Here is a 26,618-nt window from a genome sequence, read left to right on the forward strand (position 1 = left end):
TCCTTGATTTCTGGGGATTGTCGGGTGGAAACTGGTGCCCCCGGACGGAATCGAACCGCCGACCTTCGGTTTACAAAACCGCTGCTCTACCAGCTGAGCTACAAGGGCACGGCGCTCCGGTTAGCATATTTGCTGCGCCAGTAAAGACAAAACTCCTTTTTCAGTTACCGGCGAACGCGCTGGAGTTCCCGGCATGGCCATCCTGAAAACGGCCAATTCACTTCCTACATATGCGTGAGGTGCAACCGCCTCAGCGAGGGTGTCGCATGATCAGACTTGTCATCATTCTCCCGATCGTCGTCGTGGCCTGGTTTCTGCTGGTGAAACTCATCAAGGATGTGAAGAGCGCCAATGTCGACTGGACCGGCGTCACCACCATCGTCGGCTTCATCGCGCTCGCCTTCTGGCTTCGCCACATCACCGGCATGGGCTGAATAGGAAGAGAGTGAGTAGTCAGTAGGGAGTCCCAATTCCTGGGCCGCGTTCCTTCTCACTACTCACTCCTCACTCCTCACTCACTCGTGCTCCAGCCTGGCCGAAAAAAACCAAAAAACCGTCGAACCTATTTCCTGCTCGCTGCGACTGATGATCAAGAGGCGGATGGATCGCCTCTCCAACGAAGCAAGGAGATCGTCATGTTCAAGCGCACCATCGTTTCCGGCCTCATCGCCACCGGCGTCGCCGCCGCCATGCTGGCCGGCACCGTGCAGCCCTCGGCTGCATATGACCATCATCATCGTCGGGAACTCGGCATCGGCATTGCCGCCGGCGTCGGCGGTTTCGTCCTCGGCAGCCTGCTCGCCCAGCAGCCACGCACGGTCTATGTCGAGGAATACGGCGACTCGCGGCATGTGCGCCGCTGTCTCAATCGCTACGCGAGCTACGATCCGTATTCGGATACCTATGTCGGCTACGACGGTTATCGCCACTATTGCCGACTCTGAGAGGAGGTGAACCGTTTCAGGCAACGGGAAGAGGGGCACTCCACTGCCCCTTTTTCTGCTGTCCGGGCGGCGCCTGACATGAGCGACCTTGGGAGTCGGGTCCTGGGCGCGGGGGCGATGTACAGGAATTTCCAAAGCTCTTAATCTCGAACATCCGATGACCAGCAGAGGGAGGGACGCTTGGACGAGCACGATCCGAAGGAAAAACTGATCGAGCCGGTTTTTCGAAACGGCACGGTCACCACCGTTGGCATCCTGGTGGCGTTCTCGCTGGGCTTCGTCACGCATTGGGCCGCCAACCCGATACCCTGGCAAATCCATCACCTGCTTGCCGTGGTGCCGATCCTGGTCGGTATCGCCCTGCAGATGCGGGCGCTCTCGCTGCTGCTCGACGTGGATTCGCTGCGCCGGCCGATCTACGAACGCGCCAACCGCATCTTCATGGCCGGCATCATCCTGACCGCCTGCGGCGTCGGACTGGCGATCCTGCTCGATGTCTTCGAGGTGTCGGCCAAGAGCGCGCTGCCGAGCGGCTAGCGGGCCGCCACTGTCCCTTCGCTATCCTGGCAGATGTCGCACCATTGCGCGCCGACCAGGCTTGCCATGCGATCGACGCCGATCCTGACCGCGGCATTGGTTGCGCCGGCCGCCGGCACGACCTCGTCAAAGGCGCGCAGCGACACGTCGCAATAGACCGGCAGAGGTGATGCGAGGCCGAAGGGGCAGACGCCGCCGACCGGATGGCCGGTGATTTCCGCCACCTGTTCGGCATCGAGCATGCGCGGCTTGCCGCCGAAGGCATCGCGCGACTTGCGGTTGTCGATACGCGCGTCGCCTCGGGCGACGACCAGCAGTACCCGATCGCCGACGCGCAGGCAGATGGTCTTGGCGATCTGCGCCGGCTCGACGCCATGCGCCGCTGCCGCGAGCGCCACGGTCGCCGAGCTTGTCGGCGTTTCGATCACCTCGATGTCGGCAGCATGTTCGGCGAAAAAGGTTTTGACGGACTGGAGGCTCATCGTCTTAAGGCGGGAATGGATCGGAGGCGCAGACTTTGGCTGTTGTCGAGCGAGTGTCAAGGCGGGCCAGTGTCAAGGCAAGCGCGTGGCGCTGACCTCGAACAGCGATCCAGGCCCCTCGCCAGCGACGTGTGGCGCAAGGCCGTTCGGCAGGCCGCCGATCATCCTGGTTATTTCCGTCGCGGCTTCGCGCACCAGCGGGCCGATTTCGGCCAGCCGCTCGGGCGTGACCCGTACCGTTGGGCCGGACACGGAAACGCCGCCGATCGGTTCGCCGAACTCGTTGAAGATGGCGGCGGCGACGCAGCGCATGCCGGGATGGCGTTCCTCGTCGTCGACCGACCAGCCGCGCAGCTTGATCGCCACCAGGTCGTGGGCCAGCGCGGAGATGTCCGACAGCGTGTTTCCGGTGAAGCGCTCCAGCCCGGACTTGCGCAGGATAGCGCCGACGCGCTCCGGCTCGAGGTGCGCCAGCACCGCCTTGCCGATGCCCGAGGCATGGAACGGGCTGCGCGTTCCCGGCCGGAAGAAGGCGCGGATGGCTTGATGCGTCTCGACCTGGCTGACGAAGACGACGCAATCATCCTCGGCGACGCCGAGATTGGCAGTCTCGCCTGTCCTTTCCATCAGCTCCTGCATGACGGTGCGGGCGCGGTCGACCAGCTTGCGCCGGCGCAGGAACGCAGCGCCCATGCGGTAAGTTTCGACGCCGATCGACCACAGCTGGTCGCTCGAGTCGAACTCGACCATGCCGTGGTTTTGCAGCGTCGTCAGCATGCGGTAGGCGGTGGACGCTGCCAAGCCGGAACTGGCGGCGATCTCGCTCAGCGACAGGCCGCTGCCTTCGGCGACAATGGCGAGAATGCGCAGCGCCCGGTCGAGCGACTGCACTGAAGCCGCCTCGGACGGGCCGTGGAAGGAGCGCGGCCGGCCGCGCTGGCGTTTTTCATTCGTTTCCATTGCTTCCCATTCTTCCAGATTTCGCCGAATGGACAATGAAAAAGTTTTTCACTGCTCATACGGCCGAATCTATGGAAAACCGAAAAGCGAATAAAATCATGACGTAGGATCTGTTTTCTAGAAATGAAAAAATATTCTGAAAAAATTGAAAAATAGCAACGGTGCGCGCATTATCAGGACATCCAACAATGACAAATTCCGGTGGAGGCTTGAAATGGCCAGGATGCGCGCTGTCGATGCTGCGGTTCTCGTTCTCGAAAAGGAAGGCATTTCCTGTGCCTTCGGCGTGCCTGGTGCTGCGATCAACCCGTTCTACTCGGCGCTGAAGGCGAGGGGTACGGTCCGCCATATCCTGGCTCGCCATGTAGAGGCCGCGTCACATATGGCCGAAGGCTACACCCGCGCCAAAGCAGGCAATATTGGCCTGTGTATCGGAACCTCGGGACCGGCCGGCACCGACATGATCACCGGGCTCTATTCGGCTGCCGCCGACTCCATACCCATCCTCTGCATCACCGGACAGGCGCCGCGTGCCCGCCTCAACAAGGAGGATTTCCAGGCCGTCGATATCGCTGCCATAGCCGCACCGGTCGCCAAATGGGCGGTCACCGTCATGGAACCCTATCTGGTGCCGATGACGCTGCAGAAGGCGTTTCACCTGATGCGCTCGTCGCGGCCGGGTCCGGTTCTGATCGATCTGCCGGTCGATGTGCAACTGGCCGAAATCGAGTTCGACATCGACGCCTATGAGCCGCTGGTGCCGTTCAAGCCGGCAATGTCGCGCAGCCAGGCCGAAAAGGCGCTGGCTATGCTCAATGCGGCGGAAAAGCCGCTGATCGTCGCCGGCGGCGGCATCATCAATGCCGACGCTTCGGATCTTCTCATCGAATTCGCGGAAGTCACCGGGGTTCCGGTCATTCCGACGCTGATGGGCTGGGGCGCGATCCCCGATGACCACCGGCTGATGGCCGGCATGTGCGGGCTGCAGACCTCGCACCGCTATGGCAATGCGACGATGCTCGAAGCCGATTTCGTCTTCGGCATTGGCAACCGCTGGGCCAACCGCCACACCGGTTCGGTCGATGTCTACACCAAGGGCAAGAAATTCATCCATGTCGATATCGAGCCGACGCAGATCGGCCGCGTCTTCGCGCCGGACCTCGGCGTCGTCTCGGATGCGGGTGCTGCACTGAAGATGCTGCTCGACGTCGCCACCGAATGGCGGACGGCGGGCAAGCTGCGCGACTGGTCGGGCTGGGCCAAAGAGTGCCAGGCCCGCAAGAAGACGATGAAGCGCAAGACCCATTTCGATCGGGTGCCGCTGAAGCCGCAGCGCGTCTATGAGGAGATGAACAAGGCCTTTGGCCGCGATACCACCTATGTCACCACGATCGGGCTGTCGCAGATCGCCGGTGCGCAGTTCCTGCATGTCTACAAGCCGCGCAACTGGATCAATTGCGGCCAGGCCGGACCGCTCGGCTGGACGCTGCCGGCAGCGCTCGGCGTTCGTGCCGCCGATCCCGACCGCACCATCGTGGCGCTTTCGGGCGACTATGATTTTCAGTTCATGATCGAGGAGCTGGCGGCCGGCGCGCAGCACAAACTGCCCTATATCCATGTCGTCGTGAACAATGCCTATCTCGGCCTGATCCGCCAGGCGCAGCGCGGCTTTTCGATGGATTTCGAGGTCAGCCTCGCCTTCGAAAACGTCAACCGCCAAGGTGACGCCGAGGCCGGCTACGGCGTCGACCATGTCGCCGTCGCCGAAGCCATGGGCTGCAAGGCGGTCAGGGTGCGCAAGCCGGAGGAATTCGCCGGCGCCTTCAAGGAAGCGCAGCGGCTGATGAAGGAATATCAGGTTCCGGTGGTGCTCGAATTCATCCTCGAGCGCGTCACCAACATTTCCATGGGCACGGAAATCGACAAGATCACCGAATTCGAGGACCTTGCCGAACATCATGAAGATGCGCCGACGGCGATCGTAATGCTGGACTAAGGCATGCTGAGATTCAGGTAATGCCGGCCTGCAAATGGCAGCTTCCTGCGCTTCCGGTGCTCACGTACCCAAAAGTACGCTCCGCTCCGGTTCTCGAAAGCCACCATTTTCGACTCGGCCTGACCTGAATCTCAACACACCTTGGGCATGGCGGAGAAAAGGAGAAAAAGAATGCCGCGTTTTTCAGCCAATCTTTCGATGCTCTTTGGCGAGCATGAGTTCCTCGACCGTTTCGATGCCGCGGCCCGCGCCGGCTTCAAAGGCGTCGAATATATCGGTCCCTATGACCATGCCCCAGATGTGGTCGCTGCAAGGCTGAAGAAGAACGGCCTGACGCAGGTGCTGTTCAACCTGCCGGTCGGCGATTGGGGCAAGGGTGAGCGCGGCATTGCGGTGCTGCCCGACCGCGTGCCGGAATTTAGGCAAGGCATCGCCAAGGCGATCACCTATGCGCATGCACTTGGCTGCGAGCAGGTCAATTGCCTGGCCGGCATCGCGCCGCAAGGCGTTGAGCGAGCGGTGCTGGAAAATGTCTTTGCCGAGAACCTGGCTTTCGCGGCGGAAAAGCTGGAGCAGGCCGGCATTCGCCTGCTGATCGAGCCGATCAACACGCGCGATATCCCGGGCTTCTTCCTGAATTATTCGGACCAGGCCTTGGCGCTCATCGACCGCGTCGGCTCGAAGAACCTGTTCCTGCAATACGACATCTATCACATGCAGATCATGGAGGGGGATCTCGCCCGTACCATCGAGGCTAACCTTAGCCGCATCGCGCATATCCAGCTTGCGGACAATCCCGGCCGTCATGAGCCGGGGACGGGCGAGATCAATTATCCCTTCCTTTATGAGCACATCGACCGCATCGGCTATTCCGGCTGGGTGGGGGCGGAATACAAGCCGAAGGCGGGAACGGAGGCGGGCCTGGGGTGGTTCAGGGAACTGGCCGGGCAGGGGAGCGCGGCGGCTTAGTTGCCGGGCTCAAAAGACTGAGGTCGCGTTTCTTCGCGCCCCCCTCTGGCCTGCCGGCCATCTCCCCCACGGGTGGGGAGATTGGCGGCTTCGGCGCCTCGCTCATTCCTGCAACGTTGGAGATTGGCGAAAGCCGAGATGACATCCAATCTCCCCCCTCGTGGGGGAGATGTCCGGCAGGACAGAGGGGGGCGTGACGGAACTCGACCCTGACAAAATACGGAGAACAACAATGGACACGATCGGCTTCATCGGCCTCGGCATCATGGGGGCGCCGATGGCGGGGCATCTGCTGGATGCCGGCTATAAGGTCATCACCAGCGACCATCGCTCGAAGCCGCCGGCCGATCTCGTCGCCAAGGGGCTGAAGACCGTCACCGGCCATGACGCCGTGGCAAAAGCGGTCGACATCATCGTCACAATGGTGCCCGACACGCCGCAGGTGGCCGATGTGCTGTTCGGCGAAAAGGGCGTCGCTTCCGGCCTGACCAAGGGCAAGCTGGTCATCGACATGAGCTCGATCTCGCCGATCGAGACCAAGGTTTTCGCCAAAAAGATCAACGATCTTGGCTGCGACTATCTCGATGCGCCGGTCTCGGGTGGCGAGGTCGGCGCCAAAGCGGCGTCGCTGACCATCATGGTCGGCGGCGAGGAGAAAGCGTTCGAACGCGCCAGGCCGGTGTTCGAAAAGATGGGCAAGAACATCACGCTGGTCGGACCGAACGGTGTCGGCCAGACCACCAAGGTCGCCAACCAGATCGTCGTCGCGCTGACCATTGAAGCGGTCGCCGAAGCCCTTGTTTTTGCTTCAAAAGCCGGCGCCGACCCTGCCAAGGTGCGGCAGGCGCTGATGGGCGGGCTCGCCGCCTCGCGCATCCTCGAAGTGCATGGCGAGCGCATGGTCAAGCGCACCTTCGCGCCAGGTTTCCGCATCGAATTGCACCAGAAGGATCTCAATTTGGCGCTGGAAGGCGCCAAGGCGCTCGGTGTTTCATTGCCCAACACCTCGACGACGCAGCAGCTGTTCAATTCCTGCGCGGCCAATGGCGGCGCCAAGGAGGATCACTCGGCGCTGGTCAGGGCGCTGGAGCGGATGGCCGGGCATGAGGTGGCGTGAGAGTGAGTAGTGAGTAGTGAGTGGTGGAATGAAAAATGGGTCGGCTAATCGGTTGGCAGAGCGCCAACATGTCGCCTTCACTACTGACTACTGACTACTCACTTACCCCAAAAACTTCCGCGCCGCATAAAGGCTGATCGCCGCAGCGTTCGAGACGTTGAGCGAGCGGATGGCGCCGGGCATGTCGAGGCGGGCCAGCGTGGTCACCGTCTCGCGCGTCTTCTGACGCAGGCCTTTGCCCTCGGCGCCGAGCACCAGCGCGATCTTTTCTCCGGCAAAGCTCTTCTCAAGTTCCTCTGGCGCGTCGGAATCAAGGCCGATGGTGCGGAAGCCGGCCTCGTGCAACTGGCCGAGCGCGTCGGCGAGGTTCTTCACCTCAATCTGGTCGATATGCTCCAGCGCGCCGGAAGCTGATTTTGCCAGCACACCGGATTCCTGCGGGCTGTGGCGTGCGGTGGTGATCAGTGCGCCGGCGCCGAAGGCGACCGCCGAGCGCAGGATCGCGCCGACATTGTGCGGGTCGGTGACCTGATCGAGCACCAGCACCAGCTTTGCATCGCCCAGCGCGTCGAGGCGTTTGGGTTTCAGCGGCTCGGCCTCGATCAGCACGCCCTGATGGACAGCGTCCGAACCGGTGATCTTGTCGATGTCCCTGGGCTCGACCAACTCCGCCTTGAAGGGCGAGGCGGCGAGGTCGGCTATTGCCAGACGCTCGGCCGCGTTACGCGTCACCAGCATCTTCCTGATCTTGCGGCGCGGATTGTCGAGCGCGGCGCGCACCGTATGCAAGCCATAAAGCCGCACCAGCCCGTCGGCGGCGTTCTCGCCCGGCGGCACCGGCTGGCGCGGTCGGAAGGTTGGCGCGCCGCCGCTCTTCTCGTCGCGGTGCGCCCGGCGCAGCTTGGCGTAGTGGGTGTCTTTTGGGGTTTTGGAATTGCTGTCGTTGCTCATGGCCGGCTTCTATAGCCGTGTCATCAGGTCATGGATACAGCGCATAAACCTGCCCGCTGGACGGCCTGTGAAATTCAGCGCGTTTTGCCGGGGAGTTGCGGTTGACAGTTTTGGGCGGTGCCGCCATAAGGCGCTTCGCGGAAGGGCTGCTGTAGCAGTCGTGACGCGTCGATGCCTCGTTGCATGGCTCCGGCGGCAGACTGGAGAGGTGCCCGAGTGGTTAAAGGGGACGGACTGTAAATCCGTTGGCTATGCCTACGTTGGTTCAAATCCAACCCTCTCCACCACTGCCGGCCCGGAAGCCCTGAAACGCAAAAGCATCGGATCGAAAAGTGTGTCGCATTTTTCGGGTGAATCCGATACTTCAGGAAAGGCGCGGGTATAGCTCAGTGGTAGAGCAGCAGCCTTCCAAGCTGAATATGCGGGTTCGATTCCCGCTACCCGCTCCAGATTTCCATTCGCAAAATCCAAGTGCTGGAGCATTGCGCTTCCAAGTTGCTGCGTAGCGCAGCATGGCGTCCGCGATCCGTCGATTCTGCGCGATGGCCGAACCGCGTAGTCAGGCGACCACAGTCAACCGGCGCTTGCGGCCATCAAGCGACACGATGCTCAGCCCGCTGGCCACCACCAGCAGGATGCCGCAGACCGCCAGCGCGTTCGGGAACTGCCCGAACACCACCAGGCCAGAGATGACCGCCCAGACGGTGAAGCAATAGTAGAACGGCGCCACCACGCTGGTCGGCCCGACGCGATAGGCCATGAAGATGAAGAAGTGGCCGAAGATCAGGAACAATCCGGCCCCAGTCATCAGCAGCAGGTGACGGGCTTCGGGCATCACCCAGCGTTCGGAAACCAGGTGCGCGGCGCCGGCGCCGGCCAGCACCACCACGACAGCTGATATAGCGACGATCATCCCCGGCACTTCGGCGGCGACCTTGCGCCCGGCCAGATCGCGCGCGGCGGAGAGCGCTGCGTTGCCGAGCGCCAGCAAGGCGTAGACGGAGATCCCCTGCATCGTCGGTTGTGCCACCATCAACGCGCCGATGAAGCCGAACCCGATCAGCGCCATGCGCACGCCGCCGATCCGTTCGCCAAACAGGATCGAGGAGCCGACCAGCATGAGCAGGGGCGTGATCTGCCCGAGCGCGGTGGAATCGGCGATCTGCATGTTGGCCAGCGCCACCACGTAGCAAAGGATTGCCGCCATCTCGAGCAGGTTTCTGCGCAACACCCGCCTGTCGAGGATCAGCGGGATCTGCTTGCCATAGCCAAGCAGGAACAGCAGCGGTATCCCCAACAGCGTGGCCGCGATGCCGCGCAGGAACAGCACCTCATAGGGCGGCAGCCCCGTGGTCGCGAGCTTCATCATAGTGTCGTTGACGAGGTATGACCCCGTTGCAACGATCATGAACAGCGGGCCGCGGATGGTGATCGGGATGAAATGCATCCGATGAGCAAATCAGACTGGCACTGCGGCGGCAATGGGCCAGCCGCAGGCGGCAAACCCGGCAAGGGCAGACGTGCCGCAGGCGATTTGCAGACATCCGTCGAAGCAAGTTTTCGCCCATTTCATTTCTTCATGCGCGTTCCTATATCCGCGTCACATCCCTGAAATCGGATCGCGGGTTCAGACCGGGTGGGGTTCGCGCCCAGCCAGAAGGCACTTGTGTTTTTCGGCTGCAGTCGCTAATCGCCCCGCATTCGACTGAACTGAAGGTCCAGGCCCGTCCAAGGAAAGAGACTATGGCAAAAGGTAAATTCGAGCGTAACAAGCCTCATGTGAACATTGGCACGATTGGCCACGTCGATCATGGCAAGACGTCGCTGACGGCGGCGATCACCAAGTATTTTGGCGAATACAAGCGCTACGACCAGATCGATGCAGCACCTGAAGAGAAGGCCCGCGGCATCACCATTTCGACGGCGCATGTCGAGTACGAGACGGCTGCCCGCCACTATGCCCACGTCGACTGCCCCGGCCACGCCGACTATGTGAAGAACATGATCACCGGTGCCGCGCAGATGGACGGCGCGATCTTGGTTGTGTCGGCCGCCGACGGCCCGATGCCGCAGACCCGCGAGCACATCCTGCTTGCCCGTCAGGTCGGCGTGCCGTCGATCGTGGTGTTCTTGAACAAGGTCGACCAGGTCGACGACGCCGAGCTGCTCGAACTGGTCGAGCTCGAGGTTCGCGAGCTTCTGACCAAGAACGAGTTCCCCGGCGACGACATTCCGATCGTCAAGGGTTCGGCACTTGCGGCTCTTGAAGATTCGGACAAGAAGATCGGCGAGGACGCGATCCGCGAGCTGATGGCTGCGGTCGATGCCTACATCCCGACGCCGGTTCGCCCGCTCGACAAGCCGTTCCTGATGCCGATCGAAGACGTGTTCTCGATCTCGGGCCGCGGCACGGTCGTGACCGGCCGCGTCGAGCGCGGCGTGGTCAAGGTCGGCGAGGAGCTGGAGATCATCGGCATCCGTCCGACGACCAAGACGACCTGCACGGGCGTCGAGATGTTCCGCAAGCTGCTCGACCAGGGCCAGGCCGGCGACAACATCGGCGCGCTGCTGCGCGGTGTCGACCGTGAAGGTGTCGAGCGCGGCCAGGTTCTGGCCAAGCCCGGTACGGTGAAGCCGCACAAGAAGTTCGTGGCCGAAGCCTACATCCTGACCAAGGACGAAGGTGGCCGTCACACGCCGTTCTTCACCAACTACCGTCCGCAGTTCTATTTCCGCACGACGGACGTCACCGGCATCGTGTCGCTGCCGGAAGGCACCGAGATGGTGATGCCGGGCGACAACATCACGGTCGATGTCGAGCTGATCGTGCCGATCGCCATGGAAGAGAAGCTGCGCTTCGCCATCCGTGAAGGCGGCCGCACCGTCGGTGCCGGCATCGTCGTCACCATCAAAGAGTAATCGACACCGGCATTGGCCGGAGTTCGAGATAGAAAGGGCAGCCCTCGGGCTGCCCTTTTTTGCTTTTCACCCAGCCGCCGTCGGGCGTCAGTATCTAGCGCAAACCCTGTTGCAAGCCACCAGACCTGGACTAGTATAGGTTGCATCGAGGGGGCTTTGTTCAAATGGGTCGCGGGCGCCGTTTGCATGGTCGGGCATGGTGGTCGCCGGGTTTGATCTGCCTGGTATGGTTCCTTGCCCTGGGGCATGCCGCCTCTGCGGCAGGTGAGAAAAAATCCACAGCCGATTTCGGCCCGACGATGCGGTTTGTCGTCGTCCGCAGCAATGCACCGGATTGCGAGCCGACCTGCCCGGAATGGATATCGGCTGAAGGCTCGATAGAGGCCGGAACGCCGGCTCTGTTCAAACGCACGCTCAAAACGCTCGGCGGTCGGAAATTGCCACTCGTCGTGGATTCTCCCGGCGGCAACGTCGAGGCGGCGCTGACCCTTGGCCGGCTGATCCGCAAGAACAAGCTCGATATCGCGGTCGGCAAAACCCGGTTCGTCGGTTGTCAGCCCGATGCGAAGAACTGCAAGGAAAATGACGGGAAGGGCGCCCGCTATCTCGGCGATGCCTATGCCAGCGGCGCCATCTGCAATTCTGCCTGTCCGTTGATGTTTGCCGGCGGCATCCGGCGCTTGGTCGGGGAATGGGCCTATCTCGGCGTCCATCAGATCACCACGACCTACATCCGGACGAAATTGCAGTACCGGACCACCTACCGCGTGGTGAAGGGCAAGAAGAAGATCCTCAACACCAAAGTCATCAGCCGAAAGAACGCCGGCAGCTACAAGACTTACGAGATGAGCAAGGCGGTGGAGAAAAAGCTGGCCGCCTATCTCAGGGAGATGGGCGTCGGCGAGGGGGTGCTCGAAACGATGAAGAACACGCCGGCCAGCGGCATTCAGCAACTGCAGCCGGAAAACATGCTTGGGATGAATCTCGTCACCAGCTTGGATTCCCTCGACCTGCTGACCGCCAGAGCCATTTGCAGCGCGAATCCGCTACCGGCCAATTGCAGGGAGCTAACGACGCCTGCAAGCAAAGCCAAGCAGCCGGCCAATGCCGTGGCGGTTGAAGCCAAGGCCAGCCCTGACACGCCGCTCGAAGCCGAAACCGTGCAACGGGACGGTGGTGGAGATATGCACTTCGCTCTGGTTCGAGGCAGAAGTTTCCTCTGCGATCCCGATTGTCCGGAATGGATCTCGGCGGAAGGCATGATCACCGCGCAGACGCCGGAGAGGCTGCGGCAACTGCTTGACACCATCGGTGACCGACAACTGCCCGTGGTGATCGACTCGCCGGGAGGTGATTTGCTCGGCGCTCTGGCCGCCGGAAGGCTGATCCGCGAACGCAAGCTCGACGTGGCGGTTGCACGAACGGATTTCATGGGATGCGAACCTGAGAAGCCGGGGTGCACGCCCCAGGACGGCGTCTATGTCGGGCTCACGAATAATGCGGTGGGCGTATGCGAAGCGGCCTGTCCGATCATGCTTGCCGCTGGTGTCAGACGTCTTGTCGGTCCTCATGCGCGCTTGAGCGTGCATTCGATTGGGTTGGAACAGAAGGTCAAGACCTACCTCAAAGACATGACGGTTGGGCCTGGTCTGTTCGCGGCGATGCAGTCGGTGCCGTATTCGAGCCATCGGCAGCTCGAGCCCGACATGATGTTGAAACTCGGGCTGACGACCGGGCTTGAATCCGCCGATAAATTGACGGGCGCGACCATCTGCAAATCGGAACCGAAACCGGCGAACTGCCGCGAGGTGCCGGCGCCCAACGCCCAGGCCGACGCACCCACCAAGTCGTAGGACGCAGTCGATCCAGCTGGCCATCGTGGCAGGTTGAGCGCCGCTCGATATTTCCGCTATCGTCGTTCCCACTATCCCCGGGGGCTGGTGGAGGATCGAGAATGAGCCGGGATATCCCGACATTGTTTGAATGGGCTGGCGGTGCCGAGGCGCTGAACAGGCTGACGCAGACCTTCTACGACAAGGTGTTGCAGGATCCGGTTGTCGGTCCGGTATTCAAGACCATGTCGCCGGACCATCCCGCTCATGTCGCTGACTTCATCGGCGAGGTTTTTGGTGGACCGAAGACCTATAGCGAAAAGCATGGCGGCCACCGCGAGATGGTAATGCACCATCTGGGCAAGCACCTGAGCGAGGAACAGCGCCGCCGCTGGATCAACCTTCTCGCTGATGCCGCCGACGCAGTCGGGCTGCCGGACGATCCGGAATTCCGCTCCGCCTTCATGGGCTATGTCGAGTGGGGATCGCGGCTGGCCAAGATGAACTCCAACCTTGGCGAGACCTGCGATCCCGAAACCGAGCCGATGCCGGCCTGGGGCTGGGGCGTGCCCGGAGGGCCGTACAAGCCGCCTCCCGGGAAATCGTAGCACGCCATTCCCCCGATCGGCGGAACATCTCAAGCGCGGCGAAAAGCGCCGAGATCGCCCCTGACTTCATCTCTGCTAAACGCCTGAGCTGCGCAATTCCTGCAAACTCCGGCAAAGATGGCGCCACAAAAAGGTGAGACGTTCATGCGTCTGCACCTGTCAGGCCTTTTTGCGATGCTGATTGCCCATCTGCCTTCCGGCTACATTCTGGGAACGTTCGCGCGGCATCGTTGGCGTGACGGGTCGAGCATCATGGCGGCAGCACTTGTCGGCAGCGTCATTCCCGATATCGACATGCTCTACTTCCATTTTGTCGACGGTGGCCGAACCCATCACCACACCTACATCACGCACTGGCCGCTCTTCTGGGCAGCGTCCGGCCTGATCGCGCTGGCTTTCGCCAAGTGGCGCGCGCCACGGCACCTCGCCATAGTCGGCGTTTTCTTTGCTGCTGCAACGATGCATATGGTCCTCGATACCATGGCCTCGCCAATCATGTGGTTGATGCCATTCGACCCGCATAAGTTCGAATTCGTTAGGGTCCCGGCCACATATCGCAACTGGGTCATGAGTTTTGTCCTGCATTGGACATTCGCCCTCGAACTTCTCATATGTGCCTGGGCGCTCCTGCTTGGAATCAGGCGATCGCAGCCTGTAGCGAGCACGCCTGAAAACTGGACTTGAGTTCTCGTCTGCTTTGTGAAATAGCAGCCCGCGATACGGGCATAGCTCAGTTGGTAGAGCGGCGGTCTCCAAAACCGCAGGTCGTAGGTTCGAGCCCTGCTGCCCGTGCCATTCTTCGAAATGGCAATTCATGAAAATGCGCGCACCGCGTTTGAAAACCGGCGGGTGACTTGCCATATTAGCTGGGTTGGGGCATAAGGGCGCCATAGCCGGGACGGGACGACTGGATGGTTCCGAGGCGGCGTTTGGTCATAAAGCGGAGACTTGCCACTTGCGTGGATCAAGAATCGGTTTTATGTAGACGAAACAGACACGCGACGCGTGGAGCTGGGAAGCCGGCTTTACGCGTCCGATTTGCATGGGCGAAATGGTTGCGCTGATTCGGCGCGAACACCAACCCAGGCGGCACGTCCCGGCCAGCGGGATCATCCAGGAGACCCGGCCAACGGGTCTTGAAGACAGAGCGGCATATGGCTTCGAAAACCACAAATCCTTTCGTGTTTCTCCAGCAGGTTCGCGCGGAGACCGCCAAGGTAACTTGGCCGTCGCGGCGCGAAACGATGATCTCGACGGTGATGGTCCTCGTGTTTGCGGTCATCGCGATGATCTTTTTCTTCACCGCGGATGTGCTCATGGGCTACGCGGTCGAATGGATTCTGGGCCTTGGGCGTTAAGTCCGGCGATTACGGAGAAGTCTTGAAATGACTGCGCGGTGGTACATCGTCCACGCCTATTCGAACTTTGAAAAAAAGGTCGCCGAGGATATCGAGAACAAGGCCAAGCAGAAGGGCCTGTCCGCTGACATCGAGCAGATCGTGGTGCCGACCGAGAAGGTCGTCGAGATACGTCGCGGCCGCAAGGTCGATGCCGAGCGCAAGTTCTTCCCGGGCTACGTGCTGCTGAAGGCCAATCTGACCGACGCGGTGTTCTCGCTGGTGAAGAACACGCCGAAGGTCACCGGCTTCCTGGGTGACTCGAAGCCGGTGCCGATCACGGAAGCCGAGGCCCAGCGCATCCTGAACCAGGTGCAGGAAGGCGTCGAGCGGCCGAAGCCGTCGGTGACGTTCGAGATCGGCGAGGCGATCCGCGTTTCGGACGGTCCGTTCGCGTCGTTCAACGGTTTCGTCCAGGAAGTGGACGAGGAGCGGGCGCGGCTCAAGGTGGAAGTTTCGATCTTCGGGCGCGCCGTGCCGGTCGATCTGGAATTCGGACAGGTCGAAAAGGGCTGATCCGAGAATCCTTGCCGCCCATTCGGCGGCAGGGGTGGCGGCGCGGAAATCGCGCGGCCAAGAACGGTGGGAGGCGAATGCGGCTTTAGCCGGCCGCAGGAACCGCACCACCAGACTGCAACCGCCGGCAAGACCGGCATGAGACAAAGGCAGGAAGAGAGATGGCTAAAAAAATTGCAGGCCAGCTCAAGCTCCAGGTTGCCGCGGGCTCGGCTACGCCGTCGCCCCCGATCGGCCCGGCGCTTGGTCAGCGCGGCATCAACATCATGGAGTTCTGCAAGGCGTTCAACGCGCAGACCCAGGAAATGGAAAAGGGATCGCCGATTCCGGTCGTCATCACCTACTACCAGGACAAGTCGTTCACCTTCGTCATGAAGACGCCGCCGGTGAGCTACTTCCTGAAGAAGGCTGCGAACCTCAAGTCGGGCTCGAAGGAGCCGGGCAAGGTCAAGGTCGGCACGATCGGCCGCGACAAGGTGCGCGCCATCGCCGAGCAGAAGATGAAGGATCTGAACGCAAACGACGTCGAGGCGGCCATGCGCATGGTCGAGGGCTCCGCCCGCTCGATGGGTCTGGAAGTGGTGGGCTGAGATCATGGCAAAACTCGCAAAGCGTGTATCGAAGACCCGCGAAGGTATCGATCCCAACAAGGCCTATGCCCTGGGTGAGGCACTAAAGCTGCTCAAGGATCGGTCGACGGTGAAGTTCGACGAGACCATCGAAGTCGCGATGAACCTGGGTGTCGACCCGCGCCACGCCGACCAGATGGTCCGCGGCGTGGTCAATCTGCCGAACGGCACTGGCCGCAGCGTCCGCGTCGCGGTTTTCGCGCGCGGCGACAAGGCCGATGAAGCGCGCGCTGCCGGCGCCGATGTCGTTGGCGCCGAGGATCTGGTCGACATCGTCCAGAAGGGCACGATCGACTTCGACCGCTGCATCGCCACGCCGGATATGATGCCGCTGGTCGGCCGTCTGGGCAAGGTGCTCGGCCCGCGCGGCATGATGCCGAACCCGAAGGTCGGCACGGTCACCACCGACGTCGCCGCCGCCGTCAAGGCGTCCAAGGGCGGCGCCGTCGAGTTCCGCGTCGAGAAGGCCGGCATCGTTCATGCCGGCGTCGGCAAGGTCTCGTTCGACGTCAAGGCGCTGGAAGAGAATGTCCGCGCCTTTGCCGATGCGGTGACCAAGGCGAAGCCGGCTGGCGCCAAGGGCAACTACGTCAAGAAGGTGTCGGTCACCTCGACGATGGGCCCGGGCCTCAAGCTCGACGTCTCGACGCTCGCAGCGTCCTGATACGATTATCCGGATCGGCCGCTAAAGGGCTGATCCATAAAAGAATTCCGGGCCTCTGATTTGTTGGGGGCCCGGTACCGGAGGTCGAAAGGCTTCCGGACATCCTGTCCGAGATTGCAGGCGGCCCGAGCCTTAGATTCGAAAAGGGGGGCCTTAATTCATGTGGGGCCTGCATGAGACGGGTGAAAACCGGACAACGGAGCGACTTGGCTCCAATGAAAGGTTCGAACCGTGTTTGCCTTTTGTCTGCGCACCATTCGGCTTGCCGGCTGGTGTGGCGAAAGGGGGCAGGATCCTCGAGCGTCGTTCGGGAGATCCGTTACTGGATGGCCCGGCCGGCAAAAGGCAACCCGACGCCTGTCCTCGTGAATGGGAATGTTCCCGTTAGCAGGATAGAGGTCAACTGGAGATAGGCAGTGGACAGAGCGGAAAAACGCGAACTCGTCACGGGCCTGAATGATGCGTTTGCAAGCGCAGGTTCAGTCGTCGTGGCCCACTACGCCGGTATCACCGTCGCGCAAATGAACGACCTTCGGTCGAAAATGCGCGCTGCCGGTGGCACCGTCAAAGTCGCGAAGAACCGTCTCGCCAAAATCGCTCTTCAGGGCACGGACTCCGCATCGATCATCGACCTGTTCAAGGGACAGACGCTGATTGCTTATTCGGAGGATCCGATTGCGGCGCCGAAGGTCGCGTCCGATTTCGCCAAGGGAAATGACAAGCTCGTCATTCTCGGTGGCGCAATGGGCACCACCTCGCTCAACGCCGACGGTGTGAAGGCACTCGCCACACTTCCGTCGCTCGATGAGCTGCGCGCCAGGCTGGTTGGCATGATCGCCACGCCGGCAACCCGGATCGCCCAGATCGTCAATGCGCCCGCGGCTTCGGTCGCGCGTGTCATCGGCGCTTATGCCCGGAAGGACGAGGCGGCATGAGGCCGTTCCTCGCTATCACAAACACACGTTCGAACCTTATGAAGGAATATATCAATGGCTGATCTCGCAAAGATCGTAGACGACCTTTCGAAGCTGACCGTCCTCGAGGCGGCCGAGCTGTCGAAGCTTCTGGAAGAAAAATGGGGCGTTTCCGCCGCTGCTCCGGTGGCGGTTGCCGCCGCTGGTGGTGGTGCGGCCGCTGCTGCTCCGGCCGAGGAAAAGACGGAATTCGACGTCGTCCTCACCGAGGCAGGCGCTCAGAAGATCAACGTCATCAAGGAAGTTCGCGCCATCACCGGTCTTGGCCTCAAGGAAGCCAAGGACCTGGTCGAGGCGGCTCCGAAGCCGGTCAAGGAAGCTGTTTCCAAGGCCGACGCGGAGAAGTTCAAGGCCCAGCTGGAAGCAGCCGGCGCCAAGGTCGAACTGAAGTAAGCGTTTGACATCGGCGGGCGGCTTCGCGCCGTCCGCCACTCTCTTCGCGTGAAGGGAGGCCTGCGTAACGCGAAGAGTACGAAAACCTCTTTCCTGAGGGCCGCCAAACGGCCTTCAGGAAACGGGTTTTCTCCCGTTTTGGCCAGTCGCCGTCAGGTGGCCGGTGAACAGATCACGAGGTCGCCGCCAAGGTGGCCGAGAATGCAAGGCGAGCCGCGGCGAGGCTCGTCCCGAGAATTGAGCTAAGGAGCGACGATGGCCCAGACCCAGACTTTCAATGGCCGCAGACGCGTACGCAAGTTCTTCGGAAAGATCCCGGAAGTTGCGGAGATGCCGAACCTGATCGAGGTTCAGAAGGCATCCTATGACCAGTTCCTGATGGTGGCGGAGCCCAAGGGTGGGCGTCCGGACGAGGGACTGCAGGCCGTTTTCAAGTCGGTCTTCCCGATCTCCGATTTTTCCGGCTCCTCGATGCTGGAATTTGTGAAGTACGAGTTCGAAGGACCGAAATTCGACGTTGACGAATGCCGTCAGCGCGACCTGACCTATGCCGCGCCGCTGAAGGTGACGCTGCGCCTCATCGTGTTCGATATCGACGAGGATACCGGTGCGAAATCGATCAAGGACATCAAGGAGCAGGACGTCTACATGGGCGACATGCCGCTCATGACCTTGAACGGCACCTTCATCGTCAACGGCACCGAGCGCGTCATCGTCTCGCAGATGCACCGCTCGCCGGGCGTCTTCTTCGACCATGACAAGGGCAAGTCCCACTCGTCGGGCAAGCTCTTGTTTGCCGCGCGCGTCATTCCCTATCGCGGTTCGTGGCTCGACATCGAGTTCGACTCGAAGGACGTCGTGCACGCCCGTATCGACCGTCGCCGCAAGATTCCGGTGACGTCGCTGTTGATGGCACTCGGCATGGACGGCGAAGAGATCCTGTCGACCTTCTACAACAAGATCACCTACAAGCGTGCCGGCGACCACTGGCGCATCCCGTTCAACGTCGAGCGTTTCCGCGGCCTCAAGGCCGTCGGCGACCTCGTCGATGCCGACACCGGCGAAGTCGTCGTCGAAGCCGGCAAGAAGATCACAGCCCGCCAGGCAAGGGCGCTTGGCGAAAAGGGTCTCAAGGCGATCAAGGCGACCGACGAGGATCTGCTCGGCAATTATCTTGCCGAGGACATCGTCAACTACGGCACCGGCGAGATTTTCCTCGAGGCCGGCGACGAGATCGACGAGAAGACGCTGAAAGTGCTGCTCGGCACCGGCGAGGACGAGATCAAGGTTCTCGACATCGACCACGTCAATGTCGGCGCCTATATCCGCAACACGCTCAACGTCGACAAGAACGAGAGCCGCCAGGACGCGCTGTTCGACATCTACCGTGTCATGCGCCCCGGCGAGCCGCCGACACTCGAAACCGCTGAAGCCATGTTCAACTCGCTGTTCTTCGACAGCGAGCGCTATGATCTGTCGGCCGTTGGCCGCGTGAAGATGAACATGCGCCTCGAGCTCAAGGCCGAGGACACCGTGCGCGTGTTGCGCAAGGACGACATCCTGGCCGTGGTCAGGACGCTGGTCGAACTGCGCGACGGCAAGGGCGAGATCGACGACATCGACAATCTCGGCAACCGCCGCGTGCGTTCGGTCGGCGAGCTGATGGAAAACCAGTACCGCGTCGGCCTGCTGCGCATGGAGCGCGCGATCAAGGAACGTATGTCCTCGATCGAGATCGACACGGTGATGCCGCAGGACCTGATCAACGCCAAGCCGGCGGCTGCCGCCGTGCGCGAGTTCTTCGGTTCCTCGCAGCTGTCGCAGTTCATGGATCAGACCAACCCGCTGTCGGAGATCACCCACAAGCGTCGTCTTTCGGCGCTTGGACCGGGCGGTCTGACCCGCGAGCGCGCCGGCTTCGAAGTGCGCGACGTGCACCCGACGCATTACGGCCGCATCTGCCCGATCGAGACGCCGGAAGGCCCGAATATCGGTCTGATCAACTCGCTGGCGACCTTCGCACGCGTCAACAAGTACGGCTTCATCGAAAGCCCGTACCGCAAGATCGTCGACGGCAAGCTGACCAATGACGTCGTCTATCTGTCGGCAATGGAAGAGGCCAAGCACCACGTTGCCCAGGCCAACGCCGAGCTCGACAAGAATGGCGGCTTCGTCGACGAATTCGTCATTTGCCGCAGCGCCGGCGAAGTGATGATGGCGCCGCGCGAAAACGTCGATCTGATGGACGTGTCGCCCAAGCAGATGGTGTCGGTGGCCGCGGCCCTGATCCCGTTCCTCGAGAACGACGACGCCAACCGCGCGCTGATGGGCTCGAACATGCAGCGTCAGGCCGTGCCTTTGGTGCGCGCCGAAGCGCCGTTCGTCGGCACCGGCATGGAGCCGATCGTTGCCCGTGACTCGGGCGCTGCCATCGGCGCCCGCCGCGGCGGCATCGTCGATCAGGTGGACGCGACGCGTATCGTCATCCGCGCCACGGAAGATCTCGATCCCGGCAAGTCGGGCGTCGACATCTACCGGCTGATGAAGTTCCAGCGTTCGAACCAGAACACCTGCATCAACCAGCGTCCGCTGGTGCGCATGGGCGACCGGGTCAACAAGGGCGACATCATCGCCGACGGCCCGTCGACCGAGCTCGGCGATCTGGCGCTCGGCCGCAACGTGCTGGTCGCGTTCATGCCGTGGAACGGCTACAACTACGAGGACTCGATCCTGCTCTCCGAGCGCATCGTGGCCGACGACGTCTTCACCTCGATCCATATCGAGGAGTTCGAGGTCATGGCTCGCGACACCAAGCTCGGACCGGAGGAAATCACGCGCGACATTCCGAACGTTTCGGAAGAAGCGCTGAAGAACCTCGACGAAGCCGGCATCGTCTATATCGGCGCGGAAGTGCAGCCGGGCGACATCCTGGTCGGCAAGATCACGCCGAAGGGCGAAAGCCCGATGACGCCGGAAGAAAAGCTCTTGCGCGCCATCTTCGGTGAAAAGGCGTCGGACGTGCGTGACACCTCCATGCGCATGCCTCCGGGCACCTTCGGCACCGTCGTCGAAGTGCGCGTCTTCAACCGCCACGGCGTCGAGAAGGACGAGCGCGCCATGGCGATCGAACGCGAGGAGATCGAACGCCTCGCCAAGGACCGCGACGACGAGCAGGCGATCCTCGACCGCAACGTCTATTCGCGTCTTTCCGACGTTCTCGTCGGCAAGGAAGCGATTGCCGGACCGAAGGGCTTCAAGAAGGGCTCGACGCTGTCGAAGGACACGCTCGACGAGTATCCGCGTTCGCAGTGGTGGCAGTTTGCGGTGGAGAACGAAAAGCTCCAGAGCGAACTGGAAGCCCTGCGTGGCCAGTACGACGACTCCAAGAAGGCGCTCGAGCAGCGCTTCATGGACAAGGTCGAGAAGGTGCAGCGCGGCGACGAGATGCCTCCCGGCGTCATGAAGATGGTCAAGGTCTTCGTGGCCGTGAAGCGCAAGATGCAGCCCGGCGACAAGATGGCCGGCCGTCACGGCAACAAGGGTGTCGTGTCGCGGATCGTTCCGGTCGAGGACATGCCTTTCCTCGAGGACGGCACGCATGCCGATATCGTGCTCAACCCACTGGGTGTGCCGAGCCGCATGAATGTCGGCCAGATCCTGGAAACGCATCTGGGCTGGGCCTGTGCCGGCATGGGCAAGAAGATCGGCGAGCTGATCGACGCGTACAAGACGGCCGGCGACATCAAGCCGCTGCGCAAGACGCTCGAAAGCTTCATTCCGGCCAACGACCGCAACGAGCCGGTCCGCGAATACGACGACGAGAGCATTGTTCGCCTCAGCGAGCAGATGCGCCGCGGCGTCTCCATCGCGACCCCGGTGTTCGACGGCGCCCATGAAGCCGACATCAACATCATGCTGGAGCAGGCGGGCCTGCACACCAGCGGTCAGTCGCAGCTCTATGACGGACGCACCGGCGAGCCGTTCGATCGCAAGGTGACGATGGGCTACATTTATATGCTCAAGCTTCACCACCTCGTGGACGACAAGATCCACGCGCGTTCGATCGGACCGTACTCGCTCGTTACCCAGCAGCCGCTGGGCGGCAAGGCGCAGTTCGGTGGCCAGCGCTTCGGCGAGATGGAGGTCTGGGCGCTCGAAGCGTACGGCGCCGCCTACACGCTGCAGGAGATGCTGACGGTGAAGTCGGACGACGTCGCCGGCCGCACCAAGGTCTACGAGGCGATCGTGCGAGGCGACGACACGTTCGAGGCCGGCATTCCCGAGAGCTTCAACGTGCTCGTCAAGGAAATGCGGTCTCTGGGCCTCAATGTCGAGCTGGAGAACACCAAGCTCGACGACAACCCGATCCGGCTGCCCGACGCGGCCGAGTAAGAACAAGACATCCGGTCGCCCCCGCGACCGGATGCACCAATTCTACGGCCAGTGGCCGACAAAGACGGCGGGCGTTTGGCCCGCGCTAGATGCAAGGGGTTTTCGAGGACCCCGAAAAGGAGAACGGCATGAACCAAGAGGTCATGAATCTCTTCAATCCCCAGGCGCCTGCGCAGGTGTTCGATTCCATCCGGATCTCGCTCGCGAGCCCTGAGAAGATTCTGTCCTGGTCGTTCGGCGAGATCAAGAAGCCGGAGACCATCAACTATCGTACTTTCAAGCCGGAGCGCGACGGCCTGTTCTGCGCGCGCATTTTCGGTCCGATCAAGGACTACGAGTGCCTGTGCGGCAAGTACAAGCGCATGAAGTACAAGGGCGTCATCTGCGAGAAGTGCGGCGTCGAAGTCACGCTGTCGCGCGTCCGTCGTGAGCGCATGGGCCATATCGAGCTGGCGGCACCTGTCGCGCACATCTGGTTCCTGAAGTCGCTGCCGTCGCGCATCGGCACGCTGCTCGACATGACGCTGAAGGATATCGAGCGGGTTCTCTACTTCGAGAACTACATCGTCACCGAGCCTGGCCTTACCGCGCTTAAGGAGCATCAGCTCCTCAGCGAGGAAGAGTACATGATCGCCGTCGACGAATATGGCGAGGATAGTTTCACCGCCATGATCGGCGCCGAGGCCATCCACGACCTTCTGGCCGGCATGGACCTGGAGAAGATCGCCGGCGACCTGCGTTCGGAGCTGGCTTCGACCACGTCGGAGCTCAAGCAGAAGAAGTATCTGAAGCGGCTCAAGGTCGTCGAGAACTTCATGGAGTCCGGTAACCGTCCGGAATGGATGATCATGAAGGTGGTTCCGGTGATCCCGCCGGACCTGCGCCCGCTTGTCCCGCTGGACGGCGGCCGTTTTGCCACGTCGGACCTGAACGATCTGTATCGCCGCGTCATCAACCGCAACAACCGCCTGAAGCGGCTGATCGAGCTGCGTGCGCCCGGCATCATCGTGCGCAATGAAAAGCGCATGCTGCAGGAAGCCGTCGACGCCCTGTTCGACAACGGCCGCCGTGGCCGTGTCATCACCGGCGCCAACAAGCGTCCGCTGAAGTCGCTGTCCGACATGCTCAAGGGCAAGCAGGGCCGGTTCCGCCAGAACCTGCTCGGCAAGCGCGTCGACTATTCCGGCCGTTCGGTCATCGTGACCGGTCCGGAGCTCAAGCTGCACCAGTGCGGCCTGCCCAAGAAGATGGCGCTCGAACTGTTCAAGCCCTTCATCTACGCCCGCCTCGACGCCAAGGGTTTCTCCTCGACCGTCAAGCAGGCGAAGAAGCTGGTCGAGAAGGAGCGTCCGGAAGTCTGGGATATCCTCGACGAGGTCATCCGCGAGCATCCGGTGCTCTTGAACCGCGCGCCGACGCTGCACCGTCTCGGCATCCAGGCGTTCGAGCCGATCCTGATCGAAGGCAAGGCGATCCAGCTGCATCCGCTGGTCTGCACGGCCTTCAACGCCGACTTCGACGGCGACCAGATGGCCGTTCACGTGCCGCTGTCGCTGGAAGCGCAGCTTGAAGCCCGCGTGCTGATGATGTCGACCAACAACATCCTGCACCCGGCTTCCGGCGCGCCGATCATCGTGCCGTCGCAGGACATGGTTCTGGGTCTCTACTATCTGTCGATCGTCAACCAGAACGAGCCGGGCGAAGGCATGGTGTTTGCTGACATGGGCGAACTCCAGCACGCGCTCGAGACCAAGGCGGTGACGCTGCACTCCAAGATCAAGGGTCGTTTCCGTACGGTCGACGCCGAAGGCAAGGTCGTGTCGAAGATCCATGACACCACGCCTGGCCGCATGATCATCGGCGAACTTCTCCCGAAGAACGTCAACGTGCCTTACGAGACCGCCAACCAGGAGATGACCAAGAAGAACATCTCCAAGATGATCGACACCGTCTACCGCCATTGCGGTCAGAAGGAGACGGTCATTTTCTGCGACCGCATCATGGCCCTTGGCTTCAGCCACGCCTGCCGCGCCGGCATTTCGTTCGGCAAGGACGACATGCTGATCCCGGACGCCAAGATCAAGCTGGTCTCCGACACCGAGGCTTTGGCCAAGGAATACGAGCAGCAGTACAATGACGGCCTGATCACGCAGGGCGAGAAGTACAACAAGGTCGTCGACGCCTGGGCCAAGTGCTCGGAAAAGGTCGCCGACGAAATGATGGCCCGTATCAAGGCGGTCGAGTTCGAGGACAATGGCCGTCAAAAGCCGATGAACTCGATCTACATGATGTCGCACTCCGGTGCGCGTGGCTCGCCCACCCAGATGCGCCAGCTCGCCGGCATGCGCGGCCTGATGGCCAAGCCGTCGGGTGAAATCATCGAGACGCCGATCATCTCGAACTTCAAGGAAGGTCTGACCGTGCTCGAGTACTTCAACTCGACCCACGGCGCCCGCAAGGGTCTGGCCGATACCGCCTTGAAGACGGCGAACTCGGGCTACCTCACCCGTCGTCTGGTCGACGTGGCGCAAGACTGCATCGTCAACTCCGTCGACTGCGGCACCGACAAGGGCCTCACCATGCAGCCGATCGTCGATGCCGGCCAGGTCGTCGCTTCGGTCGGCCAGCGCGTGCTGGGCCGTACGTCGCTCGACGACATCACCCATCCGGTGTCGGGCGAGGTTCTGGTCAAGGCCGGAACGCTGATGGACGAGCGTGACGTGGAACAGATCGAAAAGGCCGGCGTGCAGTCGGTCCGCATCCGCTCGGCGCTGACCTGCGAGGTCAGGATCGGCGTCTGCGCGGTCTGCTACGGACGCGATCTTGCCCGCGGCACCCCTGTCAACCAGGGCGAGGCTGTCGGCGTCATCGCGGCGCAGTCGATCGGCGAGCCGGGCACCCAGCTCACCATGCGTACCTTCCACATGGGCGGTACCGCGCAGGTGGTGGATAGCTCGTTCCTTGAAGCCTCGTATGAGGGCAAGGTCGAGATCCGCAACCGCAACGTGGTGCGCAACTCCGACGGCCAGCAGATGGTCATGGGCCGCAACATGGCGGTGCTGATCCTCGACGAAGCCGGCAAGGAGCGCGCCACGCACCGCGTGACCTATGGTTCGCGTATCTTCGTGGACGATGGCGACAAGGTGAAGCGCGGCCAGCGCATCGCCGAGTGGGATCCCTATACCCGCCCGGTCCTCACCGAAATCGAGGGCAAGGTGCAGTTCGAGGATCTGGTCGACGGCATTTCCGTTCAGGAAACGGCCGACGAGTCGACCGGCATCACCAAGCGCGAGGTCATCGACTGGCGCTCGACGCCACGCGGCAACGACCTCAAGCCGGCGATGGTCGTTCTCGACGCCAAGGGCAAGGTCGGCAAGCTGTCGAAGGGTGGCGATGCCCGCTTCCTGCTCTCGGTCGAGGCCATTCTTTCGGTCGAGCCGGGTGCACAGGTTCGCCCCGGCGACGTGCTGGCGCGTATCCCGATGGAAAGCGCCAAGACCAAGGACATCACCGGCGGTCTGCCGCGTGTTGCCGAACTGTTCGAGGCACGTCGTCCGAAGGATCACGCCATCATCGCCGAGATCGATGGCACGATCCGCTTCGGCCGCGACTACAAGAACAAGCGCCGCATCATCATCGAGCCGCATGACTCGACGCTTGAGCCGGTCGAATACCTGATCCCGAAGGGCAAGCCGTTCCATCTCCAGGACGGCGACGTCATCGAGAAGGGCGACTACATCCTCGACGGCAATCCGGCGCCGCATGACATCCTGGCGATCAAGGGCGTGGAGGCACTTGCTTCCTACCTCGTCAACGAGATCCAGGAAGTCTATCGCTTGCAGGGCGTGTCGATCAACGACAAGCACATCGAGGTGATCGTTCGCCAGATGCTGCAGAAGGTCGAGATCACCGTGCAGGGCGACTCGACCTACATTCCGGGCGACCACGTCGACGTGATCGAACTGGAAGAGGTCAACGAGCGCCTGGTCGAGGACGGCAAGAAGCCGGCCGAAGGCCAGCCGGTGCTCTTGGGCATCACCAAGGCCTCGCTGCAGACGCCGTCCTTCATCTCGGCCGCCTCCTTCCAGGAGACGACCAGGGTGCTGACCGAAGCGGCGGTTGCCGGCAAGACCGACATGCTGCAGGGGCTGAAGGAAAACGTCATCGTCGGCCGGCTGATCCCGGCCGGTACCGGCGGCACGATGAGCCAGATCCGGCGCATCGCAACCTCGCGCGACGAGTTGATCATCGACGAGCGCCGCAAGGCGTCGGGCGTCGAGGTCGCCGAGCCGATGCTGACCGACATGGTTACCGCCGCGCAGTAGGCGCGGTCCGAAG

The 26,618-nt window shown here is 62.0% G+C and carries 22 protein-coding genes and 4 tRNA genes; 21 read left to right on the forward strand and 5 right to left on the reverse strand.

Annotation, left to right across the window (positions count from 1 at the left end; translation table 11 throughout):
* Positions 1 to 32: 32 nt before the first annotated feature.
* Positions 33 to 108: transfer RNA gene (locus LHFGNBLO_RS22695), tRNA-Thr, on the reverse strand.
* Between the two features lie 158 nt (positions 109 to 266).
* On the opposite strand from LHFGNBLO_RS22695, the gene LHFGNBLO_RS22700 reads away from it, so the two are divergent.
* From LHFGNBLO_RS22700 to LHFGNBLO_RS22710, 3 genes are all read left to right on the forward strand, one after another.
* Complete coding sequence (locus LHFGNBLO_RS22700) at positions 267 to 434, forward strand: hypothetical protein (protein ID WP_258601582.1); 168 nt, start codon at positions 267 to 269, stop codon at positions 432 to 434.
* 201 nt (positions 435 to 635) lie between these two features.
* Positions 636 to 944, forward strand: a complete 309-nt coding sequence (locus tag LHFGNBLO_RS22705; protein WP_258601583.1) for a BA14K family protein — start codon at positions 636 to 638, stop codon at positions 942 to 944.
* A gap of 180 nt (positions 945 to 1,124) precedes the next feature.
* Positions 1,125 to 1,481, forward strand: coding sequence for a hypothetical protein (locus tag LHFGNBLO_RS22710; RefSeq protein WP_258601584.1), 357 nt, complete (start codon positions 1,125 to 1,127; stop codon positions 1,479 to 1,481).
* Here the strand turns inward: LHFGNBLO_RS22710 and LHFGNBLO_RS22715 are convergent.
* Entirely contained in the window at positions 1,478 to 1,963 is a 486-nt protein-coding gene (locus LHFGNBLO_RS22715) for a YbaK/EbsC family protein (RefSeq protein ID WP_258601585.1), read from the reverse strand. The genes LHFGNBLO_RS22710 and LHFGNBLO_RS22715 overlap by 4 nt on opposite strands.
* A 72-nt stretch (positions 1,964 to 2,035) precedes the next feature.
* Positions 2,036 to 2,923, reverse strand: a complete 888-nt coding sequence (gene bhcR, locus LHFGNBLO_RS22720) for an HTH-type transcriptional regulator BhcR (RefSeq protein WP_258601586.1) — start codon at positions 2,921 to 2,923, stop codon at positions 2,036 to 2,038.
* Positions 2,924 to 3,137: 214 nt separating this feature from the next.
* Between bhcR and gcl the strand changes: the two genes are divergently transcribed.
* The 3 genes from gcl (at position 3,138) to LHFGNBLO_RS22735 (ending at position 7,005) form a co-directional block, all read left to right on the forward strand.
* Positions 3,138 to 4,919 carry a glyoxylate carboligase gene (gene gcl / locus LHFGNBLO_RS22725; protein ID WP_258601587.1) on the forward strand — a complete coding sequence of 594 codons (1,782 nt, stop codon included), beginning with the start codon at positions 3,138 to 3,140 and terminating at the stop codon, positions 4,917 to 4,919.
* Between the two features lie 171 nt (positions 4,920 to 5,090).
* Positions 5,091 to 5,888 carry a hydroxypyruvate isomerase gene (gene hyi / locus LHFGNBLO_RS22730; protein WP_258601588.1) on the forward strand — a complete coding sequence of 266 codons (798 nt, stop codon included), beginning with the start codon at positions 5,091 to 5,093 and terminating at the stop codon, positions 5,886 to 5,888.
* Positions 5,889 to 6,120: 232 nt separating this feature from the next.
* A complete protein-coding gene (locus LHFGNBLO_RS22735) occupies positions 6,121 to 7,005 on the forward strand; it encodes a 2-hydroxy-3-oxopropionate reductase (protein ID WP_258601589.1) in 885 nt (294 codons plus the stop codon).
* Between the two features lie 102 nt (positions 7,006 to 7,107).
* Here the strand turns inward: LHFGNBLO_RS22735 and LHFGNBLO_RS22740 are convergent, their stop codons facing one another.
* A complete protein-coding gene (locus tag LHFGNBLO_RS22740; RefSeq protein WP_258601590.1) occupies positions 7,108 to 7,956 on the reverse strand; it encodes a TrmH family RNA methyltransferase in 849 nt (282 codons plus the stop codon).
* Positions 7,957 to 8,158: 202 nt separating this feature from the next.
* Between LHFGNBLO_RS22740 and LHFGNBLO_RS22745 the strand changes: the two genes are divergently transcribed.
* Positions 8,159 to 8,243 (forward strand) — tRNA-Tyr (locus tag LHFGNBLO_RS22745).
* 88 nt (positions 8,244 to 8,331) lie between these two features.
* A tRNA-Gly gene (locus LHFGNBLO_RS22750) sits at positions 8,332 to 8,405 on the forward strand.
* Positions 8,406 to 8,515: 110 nt separating this feature from the next.
* Here LHFGNBLO_RS22750 and LHFGNBLO_RS22755 read toward each other — a convergent pair.
* Entirely contained in the window at positions 8,516 to 9,403 is an 888-nt protein-coding gene (locus tag LHFGNBLO_RS22755) for a DMT family transporter (RefSeq protein WP_258601591.1), read from the reverse strand.
* 296 nt (positions 9,404 to 9,699) lie between these two features.
* Between LHFGNBLO_RS22755 and tuf the strand changes: the two genes are divergently transcribed.
* The 13 genes from tuf (at position 9,700) to rpoC (ending at position 26,605) form a co-directional block, all read left to right on the forward strand.
* Positions 9,700 to 10,875 carry an elongation factor Tu gene (tuf, locus tag LHFGNBLO_RS22760; RefSeq protein ID WP_095090666.1) on the forward strand — a complete coding sequence of 392 codons (1,176 nt, stop codon included), beginning with the start codon at positions 9,700 to 9,702 and terminating at the stop codon, positions 10,873 to 10,875.
* Between the two features lie 164 nt (positions 10,876 to 11,039).
* Positions 11,040 to 12,728 (forward strand): hypothetical protein, encoded by a 1,689-nt coding sequence (locus tag LHFGNBLO_RS22765; protein ID WP_258601592.1) that lies wholly within the window; start codon positions 11,040 to 11,042, stop codon positions 12,726 to 12,728.
* A 101-nt stretch (positions 12,729 to 12,829) separates the two neighbouring features.
* Positions 12,830 to 13,315: a group II truncated hemoglobin gene (locus tag LHFGNBLO_RS22770; protein ID WP_258601593.1), complete on the forward strand. Its 486-nt coding sequence runs from the start codon at positions 12,830 to 12,832 to the stop codon at positions 13,313 to 13,315.
* Between the two features lie 144 nt (positions 13,316 to 13,459).
* On the forward strand, positions 13,460 to 13,999 hold the full coding sequence (locus LHFGNBLO_RS22775) for a metal-dependent hydrolase (protein ID WP_319944174.1): 540 nt from the start codon (positions 13,460 to 13,462) through the stop codon (positions 13,997 to 13,999).
* 35 nt (positions 14,000 to 14,034) lie between these two features.
* Positions 14,035 to 14,110, forward strand: a tRNA-Trp gene (locus tag LHFGNBLO_RS22780).
* A 359-nt stretch (positions 14,111 to 14,469) separates the two neighbouring features.
* Positions 14,470 to 14,673, forward strand: a complete 204-nt coding sequence (secE, locus tag LHFGNBLO_RS22785; protein WP_258601594.1) for a preprotein translocase subunit SecE — start codon at positions 14,470 to 14,472, stop codon at positions 14,671 to 14,673.
* Between the two features lie 27 nt (positions 14,674 to 14,700).
* The gene (nusG, locus tag LHFGNBLO_RS22790) at positions 14,701 to 15,228 is read left to right on the forward strand and encodes a transcription termination/antitermination protein NusG (protein WP_006333333.1); all 528 of its coding nucleotides are present in this window, start codon (positions 14,701 to 14,703) and stop codon (positions 15,226 to 15,228) included.
* 161 nt (positions 15,229 to 15,389) lie between these two features.
* A complete protein-coding gene (gene rplK, locus LHFGNBLO_RS22795) occupies positions 15,390 to 15,818 on the forward strand; it encodes a 50S ribosomal protein L11 (protein ID WP_112566731.1) in 429 nt (142 codons plus the stop codon).
* Between the two features lie 4 nt (positions 15,819 to 15,822).
* Entirely contained in the window at positions 15,823 to 16,521 is a 699-nt protein-coding gene (gene rplA / locus LHFGNBLO_RS22800; protein WP_258601595.1) for a 50S ribosomal protein L1, read from the forward strand.
* Positions 16,522 to 16,937: 416 nt separating this feature from the next.
* A complete protein-coding gene (gene rplJ / locus LHFGNBLO_RS22805) occupies positions 16,938 to 17,456 on the forward strand; it encodes a 50S ribosomal protein L10 (protein WP_006333336.1) in 519 nt (172 codons plus the stop codon).
* A gap of 54 nt (positions 17,457 to 17,510) precedes the next feature.
* Positions 17,511 to 17,888, forward strand: a complete 378-nt coding sequence (rplL, locus tag LHFGNBLO_RS22810; RefSeq protein WP_258601596.1) for a 50S ribosomal protein L7/L12 — start codon at positions 17,511 to 17,513, stop codon at positions 17,886 to 17,888.
* A 255-nt stretch (positions 17,889 to 18,143) separates the two neighbouring features.
* Positions 18,144 to 22,280 (forward strand): DNA-directed RNA polymerase subunit beta, encoded by a 4,137-nt coding sequence (rpoB, locus tag LHFGNBLO_RS22815; RefSeq protein WP_258601597.1) that lies wholly within the window; start codon positions 18,144 to 18,146, stop codon positions 22,278 to 22,280.
* 128 nt (positions 22,281 to 22,408) lie between these two features.
* Entirely contained in the window at positions 22,409 to 26,605 is a 4,197-nt protein-coding gene (gene rpoC / locus LHFGNBLO_RS22820) for a DNA-directed RNA polymerase subunit beta' (RefSeq protein WP_258601598.1), read from the forward strand.
* Positions 26,606 to 26,618: the final 13 nt, after the last annotated feature.

The sequence above is a fragment of the Mesorhizobium sp. AR10 genome (genome assembly GCF_024746795.1).
In the GTDB taxonomy this organism is placed as follows: Bacteria; Pseudomonadota; Alphaproteobacteria; order Rhizobiales; family Rhizobiaceae; genus Mesorhizobium.